Annotated in this window: 9 protein-coding genes; 3 read left to right on the top strand and 6 right to left on the bottom strand. The window is 56.6% G+C overall.

Features of this window, described 5'->3' with window-relative positions:
• Positions 1–83 precede the first annotated feature (83 nt).
• Positions 84–335 (top strand): DUF2541 family protein, encoded by a 252-nt coding sequence (locus tag V0288_RS24240; protein ID WP_332867769.1) that lies wholly within the window; start codon positions 84–86, stop codon positions 333–335.
• 179 nt (positions 336–514) lie between these two features.
• On the opposite strand, the gene V0288_RS24245 is transcribed toward V0288_RS24240, so the two are convergent.
• On the bottom strand, positions 515–3,385 hold the full coding sequence (locus V0288_RS24245) for a heavy metal translocating P-type ATPase (RefSeq protein WP_332867770.1): 2,871 nt from the start codon (positions 3,383–3,385) through the stop codon (positions 515–517).
• Positions 3,386–3,617: 232 nt separating this feature from the next.
• Complete coding sequence (locus V0288_RS24250) at positions 3,618–4,187, bottom strand: HMA2 domain-containing protein (RefSeq protein WP_332867771.1); 570 nt, start codon at positions 4,185–4,187, stop codon at positions 3,618–3,620.
• Between V0288_RS24250 and V0288_RS24255 the strand changes: the two genes are divergently transcribed.
• Positions 4,186–4,311, top strand: a complete 126-nt coding sequence (locus V0288_RS24255; RefSeq protein WP_332867772.1) for a hypothetical protein — start codon at positions 4,186–4,188, stop codon at positions 4,309–4,311. The two genes, V0288_RS24250 and V0288_RS24255, sit on opposite strands and share 2 nt — an antisense overlap.
• On the opposite strand, the gene V0288_RS24260 is transcribed toward V0288_RS24255, so the two are convergent.
• Positions 4,308–4,640 carry a DUF5132 domain-containing protein gene (locus V0288_RS24260; RefSeq protein WP_332867773.1) on the bottom strand — a complete coding sequence of 111 codons (333 nt, stop codon included), beginning with the start codon at positions 4,638–4,640 and terminating at the stop codon, positions 4,308–4,310. The two genes, V0288_RS24255 and V0288_RS24260, sit on opposite strands and share 4 nt — an antisense overlap.
• A gap of 388 nt (positions 4,641–5,028) precedes the next feature.
• Between V0288_RS24260 and V0288_RS24265 the strand changes: the two genes are divergently transcribed.
• Positions 5,029–7,140: a WD40 repeat domain-containing protein gene (locus V0288_RS24265; RefSeq protein ID WP_332867774.1), complete on the top strand. Its 2,112-nt coding sequence runs from the start codon at positions 5,029–5,031 to the stop codon at positions 7,138–7,140.
• Between the two features lie 43 nt (positions 7,141–7,183).
• Here V0288_RS24265 and V0288_RS24270 read toward each other — a convergent pair whose 3' ends face one another.
• From V0288_RS24270 to V0288_RS24280, 3 genes are all read right to left on the bottom strand, one after another.
• Positions 7,184–8,821, bottom strand: coding sequence for a serine/threonine-protein kinase (locus tag V0288_RS24270; RefSeq protein ID WP_332867775.1), 1,638 nt, complete (start codon positions 8,819–8,821; stop codon positions 7,184–7,186).
• Between the two features lie 210 nt (positions 8,822–9,031).
• Positions 9,032–10,522: a UDP-N-acetylmuramoyl-L-alanyl-D-glutamate--2,6-diaminopimelate ligase gene (locus V0288_RS24275; protein WP_332867776.1), complete on the bottom strand. Its 1,491-nt coding sequence runs from the start codon at positions 10,520–10,522 to the stop codon at positions 9,032–9,034.
• A gap of 62 nt (positions 10,523–10,584) precedes the next feature.
• Positions 10,585–11,280, bottom strand: a complete 696-nt coding sequence (locus V0288_RS24280; RefSeq protein WP_332867777.1) for a lecithin retinol acyltransferase family protein — start codon at positions 11,278–11,280, stop codon at positions 10,585–10,587.
• Positions 11,281–11,451 lie beyond the last annotated feature (171 nt).

An 11,451-nucleotide genomic window follows, 5' to 3' on the forward strand; every position in this document is an offset into this window, starting at 1 on the left:
GGGCTTTTTCTTAATTCTAACCTCCCCATAGTGATAAAAGAGCGTTACAGCCTTTCTCGTAAAGGTGAAGTACAGACAAACCCTTGCTACTAAAGGGTTCTAGCTCCCAAAACGTACCTCATTTATCTGAGAAAGGCTGTAAAAAGTTAGTCGTCACCTATCGCAACTCCAAGAAAGAGGAACTACAGGTAGCCGAGAAAATTCGTAAGGGACAAAAATCCCGCTGGATCGATTTAAAAGGAGATAGACGCTGTTTAGAAAAAATTAAATTGGTCGGCGATACCGACGATCGATCCAAGAAAGAAGCGCTAGTAGAATTTTGGGGTCGCTATTAGATCGCCCGCGCGAGTCGCGTTTTCAGGAAAATCCCGATCGCGCGAAAAACCGCCCCACTATCTTGGATGAAGCGTATAATCTCGGTCTCCTCACGATCGAGATTTTTTACTTTCCTATCTCCGAATTCGGAAAGACGGTTAAAGCGTTGGTTCGATCGATAGATTGTTTTCCCTACACCCTAGAGTTCGCTTTTCGGGACATCGATCGCCGGTCGATCGAGATCTTCCCCGTCGGTAAGTAGGGGACGTAAACCGTTTAACCCCGCGATAATCGTCGAGCCATTATTCACCAGCGTCGCCGTTAACGGCGGGATACCGACCAAAACCGCCAGCACCATCGCGCCCAGGTTGGGAATCGCCACCAATCCCGTATTCTGGTGGATTAACTCCATCGCTTGCCGGGCGATCGCGATAGCGAACGGCAGTCCCCGTAAATTATTTTCCATCAGCACCACGTCCGCGGTTTCCCGGGCCACCTCGGAACCGTCGGCGAAAGACACGGAAACGTCCGCGTAAGCCAGCGCGGGAGAATCATTAATCCCGTCGCCGACAAAAGCTACCGTTTTCCCTTTCTCGTGGAGTTTTTTGACCATCTCGACCTTCTGTTCGGGGAAGGCTTCCGCGTGGGTACTCGCGATCGCGATGCCCAATTCGGCGGCGACCGCGTTGGCGACGCGTCGGTTATCGCCGGTTAGCAGGTGAACGTCGATCGAGTTGCCGTGTCGTAGGGAGTGAATTACCTCGCGACTTTCCGATCGAGTGGGATCGCGATAGACGATCGCCCCCTGTAGTTTTCCCCCGGCGGCCACGTAAATCATCGAATTTCCCTCGGCGCGGTTCGATCGGGCCCGGTCATCGAACCCGGAAAGATCGATCGCTTCCGACTCCAGAAATCCCCGGCTACCGACGAGAACGTTTAGCCCGTCGATTTCCGCGCGCACTCCCCGGCCGATCCGGTAGTCCCATTCGCCTCGCTCGGGAATTTCCGCGCCCTGTTCCCGCGCGTGACGGACGATCGCCTCGGCGACCGGGTGGGTTAACCGTTGTTCGGCACCGGCCGCGAGACGGAGTAAATCCGCGGCGGAAATCTCATCGCCGACGGGTTCGACGCTAACGACGATCGGTTCCCCGCGCGTTAACGTGCCGGTTTTATCGAAAACGACCGTATCGACCCGCGCCAGTTGTTCCAGGGCGCGACCGCTCCGGATGAGTATGCCCCGACGGGCGGCGTAAGTGAGCGCGGCGAGAACGGTCGTCGGGACGGACACGCGGATTCCCGTGGCGAAATCGAGGGTGAGGATGGAGGCCGCGCGGGCCAGATTGCCGGTCAAAGTGTAGAGACCGGTGGAGAGTAATAGCGTGGGGACGACCACTCGATCGGCGATCGCGGCGGCGTAATTGCCGATCCGGGTATCGTGAACCGGCGCTTCTTGCATTACCTGGAGGATATGCCCGGCGCGGGTATCTCGATCGAGTCGTTCGGCGCGGATATAGATCTGTCCCTCCCGTACTAGCGTGGACGCGTAGACCGTTTGCCCCTCCTGTCGGAGAACCGGTAGGGATTCCCCGGTGAGTTTCGCCTCGTCCACGAGCGCGGTTCCTTTGAGAATCGTTCCGTCCACGGGAATCAGTCCGCCGGGATAAACGATCACCGTCTCGTCGCGCTCGATCTCGCTCGTGAGAATCTGTACTTTTTTCCCGTCCCGTTCCACCCAGGCGCGATCTTCTAGGGATTTCAGCAGATCGAGGGCCTGCCGTCGCGACGATCGGGCCGATTGTTCCCGGATCGCCTCGCCGAACTCGATCAAACCCAGCATCACCGCGGGATTGAGATAATTGCCCTGGAAGGTGGTAATCCCGATCGCCATGAGATCGAGAAAATCGATATTCAGCTTTTTTTCCTCGAAAATTCCCGCCCAAGCTCTTCGGACGACCGGGAATGTCGAGATCGCCACACTCCCCGCGACCACGGCCGGCGGGATCGGTACACCCATCCCCCAAAGCGCGGACATCCCGAGGGTAATGACGGGTAACGTCAGATTTTCCCAGGGGCTACGCTCCTCGGGGGTTTCCTCCCTCTCTTCGGTTTCCTCGGGAGGGGAAAAGTAGGGGGCTTTGTGGATTAGTTCGTCTAGATGCGATTTCAGTTCGGTTTCGCCGACGCGCTCGATCGAGTAGTACACGGCGATCGATCCGCTGTCCGGATTGAAAGTGAAATGGTGAACGAGGCGATCGGTGGTTAATAAAGCCGTGAGTTTGCGAGCGAAATCGTCATCGCGCGTCAGACGGGGAATTTTTACCCGAATCCGCCCCGGTAGGTTGTGTTTAACGGTGTAGTCAATTTTTTCGGCAACGTTTCGATCGACGCGTTCGGATTCGGCTATCTCGACGATCGCCGGTTCCCCCGCGAACCCGTTACGATGCTCGGGAACGGTGGGATCGATCGGGTACGAGCCTTCCGTTTCCAAGGGAAAAGTTCCCCGATCCCCCGCCTCCTGCCTTCTGCCTTCTGCCTCCTGCCTTCTCTGACCGTTGGAGATATATTCTTCGGATAACGGGGCGATCGAGAGTTCTTCGGCGATCGAGGACAGATTCGCCAACTGTTTGAGGGCTTCCCGACCGGCCGTACTCCCGAGCAAAAACGCCGGGATCGATAGCCAACCGCTCACCGCCAGTAATTGAACCGTCGCGTACCCGGTTAATAACGGTACGGTTTGTCCGATAAACAGTAGCGTCGGCTCCCGTAACTCTTCCCATACCGAATCCAGCGACGGCACTTCGGACTCGGCCGGAGACGGGGCTACGGCGATCCCGTCTAATAATTCGATCGGGGCGATCGATTCGGCGGGAAACTGGAGAACGATCGCCCGCGTGGTCGGGTTTTCTTCGATTTTTACGGGTCGCGTCGGGGAATCCAGTTGTTTGAGAGACTCGATCGCCGCTCGGAATTCTCGATCGCTGTCGATTCCCTCGATGCGTAGGCGAATCCGTCCGGGGATAGCGTGAACGAGTTGAAAGGTGGGGTTCGATCGGGGAACGGTAGTGGTCATTCTAGGTAGATCAACCTCGTGCGGGAGCGGGATTTGTTGTAAAGATAAGTTCTGGAAGATAAAACTCAAGAATCAGGAGGATTCACCGTGATTTATCCTCCCGATCCCTAATCGGTTCGATGATGAAATTTTGTCAGGGAAAACGGTTCGGGAAGGCGATCGGGGAAATGATGGCCGGAAACCGACGGGGTAGGCGCCTCCCCGTTTAAGGGGAAAAGTGTTTGGCCGGAGTTCAAGCCCCCTCTAAACCCCCACCTCCTGCCTCCTGCCTCCTGCCGACCGCCTCCTGTGACGGTTGATTCAATTTGAGGAAACTATCGAAAGCGTAGTAGGCGAGAACGTACCAGGGGGCCGTATCGATTTGCCAGCCGTTTTTCAGCAATTGATAGAGGGACAGTCCTCCTAAACCGAGGGGAAACAGGAAGCGCAGATCGACCATATTGTCGGTGAGTTGTCCGATCTGTCGGTTGAGATCGTCAGCCGCGGTGAATAAATTATTGGCGACCGCCGATTTTCCTTCTAACGGGAGCGCGTCCCCGGCGAAAACTTGGAATAGAATCACCCCGAGATCGCGTAAGGTCGCCGTCAAGATCGTCAGAATGTCGGGAACGGTACTGTGATGGATCACCACACTGCCGGTTAACGAGTTGGGGCGAACACTATACACCTCGGGCCGCGCTTGTAACCCCCGCGTCAGGCGATCGATTTCTTCCGGCGTGCGGCGTTTGGCGGATAGTCGGATACGGGTACGCGAGGGGGTCGCGCTGAGAATGTAGGTGTGTCGATCGAGAAGCGTGGACATGGTAAGAGAAGGTAGGAGGCAGGAGGCAGGAGGCAGGTTTTTGAAGGGAGAGAGAAACTCCGACTCCCCCCGAAAACTTTTCCCCTACACGAGGAAAGCTTGTAACCCGTCGGTTTCCCGTTAATCCTCTACCGCGATCGCGTGAGGCCCCGAGTCCGGTTCGGTCACGCGCTCCTGTTGCACTTGGGAAGCCTCGTAACGAGCTTCGGCCACGATATCCTCCCACGCGTCGCCCATCTCCGCGAGCGTTTCTTTGCCGCGCTCGTAAAAGAGGATACCTTCGCGGATCGCCCGTTTCACCACCGGTTTCCCGGCTTGACCGAGGATCGGCGCGATCACCGGAGCCAACAGCATCGCGCCGATCCCGGCCGCGATCGTCACCAGTCCCGCGCCGCCTTCCAGGGCCTCGAACCCTTCCAGGCCTTCCAATCCCTCGAACCATTGATTAGCCATAGTTATTCACCGACAAGTAGCCGTAAAATCTCGCGATTTCGTCGTTCTCGCGGTTTTACCGGTCTCGATCGCCCGCGCCAGAACAACGATTTCTTTACCCTTCCAGCATAGGATTTTCAACCGAATGGTCCGTCTTTCTAAAGAAGGAATCCCCGTTAACTTTTGTTAACCCTTTCTTAACCGAGAAGGAGTGACGGGCTTTCCCGCGAAATTCGCGTGTAAAGTGCCGTTCTTCAGGACGGCTTCGTGAGAAATTTCAAGACAGAGGCCAGTTATTCAAGCTCTTGAAAAACCTAAACAATGATGTTGGAAAATTTTTCTGTCTAAAGGTAGAGGAGTGTGTCAAGATGGACGAGAGATCAATGTACACGCGCGTCGCGGGACATTTATGGAATGGCAACTCGCCCTACAGTTACTGCAAGGATTGCCGACGCTTCTCGAAATCCTGACCACGCTACAGAAATGGTCGATCGATGAGCCGAAATCCTCTCCCCGCATCTCCCCATCGGTAGATAAAAAGCAAGCCGATCATCAGGACAATTATCGATCGCTACAACAACAGAAAATTCTCGAACAATGGCCCCTCGGTTTAGTTCCCTCGCAATTCGCGGGAGAGAAAATCTACGGGATTCCCGCCTTACAAGTGCTTCTCGCCCCCCTGTACCGCGAGGGAACCGATCCGGCGTTAGAAGAGAACTTTTCTCCCCTCGAAACGCGTCTATCGCGGGATCTGGGTGATTTTTTAAGTCAGCATTACCCGATCGCCGATCGGGAGCGTCCGGTCGAATTTCTCGCGGGAATCTGGCGGGAAAATTCTCTAGAAAGAGAGGGACGGGTGAAGGCGCTTCACGATCGATTGTTCGATCGACCCTGTTTACTGTTAGAACCGGAAATTATCGGCGAGGGATTCACTTTACGGGTGGCCTGGTGGGGATTCGGGGGCGATCGCTACGTGTATCATCCCGTTATCGTCGATTTTCCCTATCGCACTATCCTGGAGACGAGTGCGAAACGCCGGGCGAACCGTTGGCAAGCGATCGCCGAACGGTTATTATCTTCCGGGGAATCGCCGGAGACGATCGATCGACTCGCGGGAGATAACGCGGCCAATTTGGAACTGTGGGAACGAGAAAAGCGCTGGCAAACCGACGGCATCGAGACAAAAGATCTCGCCCTACCCTATTCTTTCACTCGGGAAGACTTTCTCTCGCTCTCCCGAACCCTCGCGCCGGTTTTCCGGGCAGTTACCGCCAAGATCGCCGATTGCTATCACGGGAATCGCGCGGGAGTTTCGCCACGTCTGCACGATCTAGGAGATTCGCTAGTTTCCTTCCCGGACGAGGGGGTAGAGGAATCGATCGACAGAACTCTATTGGAAGCGTACCGTCATTTAATGACGCGTTTTGAATCGATCGACCGGTTCGGACAGAAAAAAGCTGTCAAAACGAACGAGAATCGAGCGGAAAAACAAGATTTTGACCGAAACCGATCGAATACAAGCTTCTCTTTTCAAGGCGAAAAGCGTGCGTTTACTCCCCCCGAACCTCTGCCCCCTGCCCCCTGCCCCCTGCCTCCTGCCTCCTTACCGATCGATCCCGGCACTCTTTCCCTCGCTCGAACCCTGACCGGATATTCCGGACAGACGGCCTCGTTAGCGATTAGTCCGAACGGGGAATTTTTAATCGGGGCCGGGGACGATCAGCGAATACGGCTGTGGCGGTTGGGAACCGGGGCGATCGAACAAACGCTCGCGGGTTATCCGGGGCGGATTCTAGCGCTAACCTTGAGCGCGGACGGTCGCTGGTTGGGTAGCGTGCATCGGGACATCGATCGAAGTTGTATCCAACTGCGCGATCTGCGATCGGGAGAATTAAAACATAGTTTGCTCGGCCATAATAAAGCCGCGCGCTGTCTGGTGATCACCCCGGATAACGCGTCGCTGATTAGCGCCGGACAGAAGATTAAAATCTGGGACACGCGAACGGGCGCTTTACAATACACTCTCAGCGGACACGAGAAATCGATCCAGGCGCTTTCCCTAAGTCCGAACGGGCAGATCTTGGCGAGCGCGAGCGCGGATAAAACGGTTCGCCTCTGGCATCTACCCAGCGGTAGATTATTACACACCCTGACCGGTCATCTGGATTGGGTGAGAGCGATCGCTTTTAGCGCGGACGGGCAACTGCTGGCCAGCGCCGGGGACGATCGATCGATCCGGGTCTGGCGCGTGGCCGCGGGTCAACTTCTCACGGAGCTATCGGGACACGAGGACTCGGTACTCGCGCTCGCTTTCGCCGCCCCGTCCGCCGGTCATCCCCGAATCCTCTTCAGCGCGGGAAAAGACGGCGCGATCAAACGCTGGCAGATCGACACGGGAGGGTTCACGCGTACTTTTAGCGGGCATCGTCAATGGGTTTCTTCCCTCGCGCTCTGTCCGCGCGGTCGCGTCCTGGCGAGCGGGAGCGACGATCGAACGATCCGGATCTGGAAAGTGGCGTGATCGGGAGCGGTGAAAATTTTCGATCGAACCGACAATTGCCCGATTACCAGAAACCCCGTTTCCCGCTCGGCATCACCGTTAACCAATTCGTTTTGGCGATCGACAGTTGTTCCGGGCTAACCTGCGCGTCGGTGAGATTGGCCCCGCAGAGATTCGTACCGCGGAAATTGGCGTGACGGAGGTTAGCCCCCGTGAGATCCGCGCCCCGTAAATCCGCCCTTTCCAGATCGGCGTAACCGAGATAGGCGCTATTTAAATTCGTGCCTTTCAAACTCGCCCCGGCGAGATTCGCCCGGCCCAGATCGGCACTGGATAGATCCGCGTCGTGTAAATCGGCCCCCGTCAACTTCGATTGATAGAAATTGATCCCCGGAAGTCTCGCCCGGGAGAGGTTGACCGAGCCGATATCTTCTTGCGCGAAATCCCGTCGCCCGTTCGCGTAGCCCTCGATAATCGCTTTCGCTTCCAGACGGGGTTTCTTCTTGATCGCGGTCACATCGACCTTATCCTTCGCTTTCCCCCGTCCGACCGCGCTATTCGGGCCGGTATTGGCCATCTGAAAGCCCATATCATTTGTCGAGCTTGCTTTTTGGGCGGGGGACGGAGCGGGGGAAGGGGTCGGGGAGCGGCGGAAGCTCGAATTGAGAGTGGTAGATACGTTCGAGTTCGGAGAGCTTTTAGAAAAGCCGGACGATTTCAAGGTAGTCATCGGTTCCCCGTCCGACGAGCGGGCGCGGGCTTGCGTCGGGGTAGAAGTCAGGCTGTCGGCCAGACTATCGGAGTAGGCCACCATATCGAGCGCGTCGAGGACTTCCCGGGCGGATTTATACCTCTGCTGGACGGAGACCTCGATCATCGTCTTGATCACTTTGGCGAAGGGGGGACTGACCTTGATCCATCTTTCCCAGAGGAGTTCACCGGTATTGGCATCCACGTCTAGATCCTTGGGAGATCTTCCCGTGAGCAGATAGAGACAGGTCATGCCGACGGCGTAGATATCGCTCGCGTAGACCGGGCGCATGGCCATCTGTTCGGGGGGGGCGAATCCCTGGGTTCCCACGGCGAAAGCGGTGAGGGCGGTTTGATTCGAGCTACCGGCGAGGACGGTATTGACCTGGTTTTTGACCGCCCCGAAGTCGATCAACACCAGTTTTCGATCGGTCTGCCGGCGGATCAGGTTCGCGGGTTTAATGTCGCGATGGATCACTTTCTGCTCGTGGATATACTGCAAGATCGGCAGGAGTTCGCTTAAAAACTGTTTCACGCCCGCCTCGCTAAACGGGCCGCCCTTTCTCACCTCTTGGTGTAGGTTCCGTCCCTTCACGTATTCCTGAACGAGATAGAATTGCTGGGTTTCTTCAAAATAATCGAGTAATCGGGGAACCTGGGGATGGATACCCACTTTACCCAACGTTTCCGCCTCCCGCTCGAAGAGTTCTTTCGCCATGCGAAAGATGTTCGGATCGTTCGTGGCGGGTCGCAATTGTTTGACAACACAGAGAGGTTTACCGGGCAGGGAGAGATCCGATGACGCGAAGGTCGCCCCGAACCCGCCCTTACCGAGAATGCCGAGAACTTGGTAGCGACCGTGCAGGCACAAGCTAGAGCCGCAATTCTGGCAGACGGTCGCTTCGGCGGCATTTTTGGGTTGGGTACAGGCGGGATTCACACAATAAGTCATGTAGTGTCACCAATGGGCCCTATCGAGAGGTTGAATTCGCACCGGGAATGTCGATCGCCGAGAGGGAGTCTCGAAAAGCGATCGACCGGAGAGGGGGGGCTTCGATTTTCTCTCACTCTCTTAAGATGCCCGAAAACGTACCGGAAGTAACATACGGCGCGAGCGGACGGGGGAGAGACAGCGGAAGTTTCCGGACATCTACAGAAAACTTTACCCGAAACGGAGGGTTAACGCGTCGGCGGCCTGTTCGCGATCGTCGAAATGGATCTTTTCGGTGCCGAGAATCTGGTAGTCCTCGTGACCTTTGCCGGCGATAATCACCCCGTCTCCCGCCCGCGCTTCTTTAATCGCCGTTTGAATCGCCAGCGCGCGATCGCCGATCACCCGGACGGGAATCGTTTCGGGAATGCCGGCCACGATGTCCGCGAGAATGCGATCGGGGTCTTCGGTACGCGGGTTATCGGAGGTGACGATCGCCAGATCCGCTAATTCGGCGGCGATTTTACCCATGACCGGGCGTTTGGTCCGATCTCGATCGCCCCCGCACCCGAACACGCAGATCATCCGTCCGGCGATAAACGGACGCGACGCTTTCAAAACGTTCTCTAAACTATCGGGCGTGTGCGCGTAATCGACGATCACGCTGATATCCTGCGATTCCGAGACTCTTACCCGTTCCATCCGCCCCGGAACCCCGCTAAAGAACGGAATCTTCGCCGCGATCGTCTCTAAGTCCAATCCCGTTTCCAACACCGCCGCCACCGCCGCGAGGAGATTGGCGAGGTTATACTGACCGACGAGGGGCGAATCGAAAGCGATTTCCCCTTTCGGAGTGACCATGATCCCGCTCACCCCGGTCGGTTGATACCGTAACTCTCTCGTGTAAAAATCCGCGGCCGTATCCGAGACGCTATACGTCCACACGCGCTCGCGGGGGAGAGCGTCGGCTAAACGCCGTCCGTAGGGGTCATCGAGGTTAATAACCGCCCGTCCTTCCAGATAATCGGCATTGAATAACTTCGCTTTGGCGGCGAAATAATCCTCCATGTCCGGGTGAAAGTCGAGGTGATCCCGCGTCAGATTGGTGAAGACGGACACGCGGAAGGGACAACCCAACACCCGCCCCTGAGCGAGCGCGTGGGAACTGACCTCCATAACCGCGTATTCATTGCCCGCCGCGACCGCTTTAGCGAGCGCGCCCTGTAATTCGTTGGCGAAGGGGGTGGTGTGGCTGGCGGTTTCCTCGAAGCCGGCCCAACGGGTGTAGAGGGTGCCGAAGAGGGCGACCGGGAGATCCGCTTGTTGCAGGAAATACTCGATGAGATGGGTGATGGTGGTTTTGCCGTTGGTTCCCGTGACCCCGATCAGTTTCAGGGTACGCGCGGGGTAGTGGTGGAACGTGGCGGCGATCGAGGCGCAGGCTGTCACCGGTTCCTCGACGGCGATCACTAATTCCCCGTTTTCTGGGGGGAATTTGGCGGCCGCGCCCGGAGAGACGATCGCGGCGACAGCCCCCGCGTCCAGGGCCGATTTCCAGAAGTCCCCCCCGTCCACGCGGGTCCCCGGCAGACCGATAAAGATATCTCCCGGCTTACACGCGTGGGAGTTGGTACAGATTCCCGTCACCTCGGTTTCTAGGGCGCTAGACGCGGGAATCGGGGCGATCGGGGCGATATTGACCAGTAAATCTTGGAGTTTCATGGCGGGGAGTCTCGGGTAGGAATTTTTGCGATTAGCCTAGGGATTTTTCCCGGAATTGTCAACTAGGAGACCCGATCGGCGATGACGAGGGTTTTGAGAACGTTCTCGGTCATGGCCGCGAGTCGATCGAGTTCTTCTTTATAGCGATCGGCCTCTTTTTTGGCGGCGACCTTGCGTTCGAGGGCGCGGCGGGCGAGATCGTCCCGATTCCTAGCGAGGGCTTCGACGGCGACTTTGTTCCAGGTTTCTATCTCTTCGAGCGCGGTTTTATAGCGGGGTTGGATCTCGTCCCAACTGACTTTTAGATTTCCCAGGGCCCCGTGGAGTAAGGTTTTCGCGTTATCGGGATCGGCTCCCACCAGCGATCGCTTGAGCGGTTCGTACAGTCCCGCCGCCTGTAGGTGGGTGATGACGGGAACGAAGTCCCGGATCTGCCGACTGTCACTGATGCCGGTCTTGCACCAGGTGGCGAAGTGTTCGCAATTATTGAACAGAAGGTTATATTTTTGTTCCCCCAGACGGCTCTCCGCTCTCCGCACCACCACGTCCGCGATAAACTGATAGCCCGACGGGGAATATTCTCGCGTGTAAATCATCCCTCCTCGGGCGAAGGTTTCTAGGGAGGTTCTCTCGATGATCTCGCTCGGTTTGCGGTAGTGGATCACGCTTCCATCCCCGCAATCGATGCCATGATGTTCGTAAGCGCCCTGTAGGTTGAGAAATTCCCGGTAGACGTAAATCTGATCCCCTTTAGCCATGAGAGAAATATCCGGTTTTTAACTCGTCGGTTCCAAAATTCGCGATCACGGTTCCGCCCTTTATTGTACAAGAGCGCCGAGATTCGGGGGGAAGATTAGACATCTGCCCGGAATTGAAAAATTGTCGTGTGGTTAGGGAGTCAGGAGTCAGGAGTCAGGAGTCAGGAGTCA

Origin of the sequence: Pannus brasiliensis CCIBt3594, assembly GCF_036688125.1 — a bacterium.
GTDB classification, from domain to species: Bacteria; Cyanobacteriota; Cyanobacteriia; order Cyanobacteriales; family Microcystaceae; genus Pannus; species Pannus brasiliensis.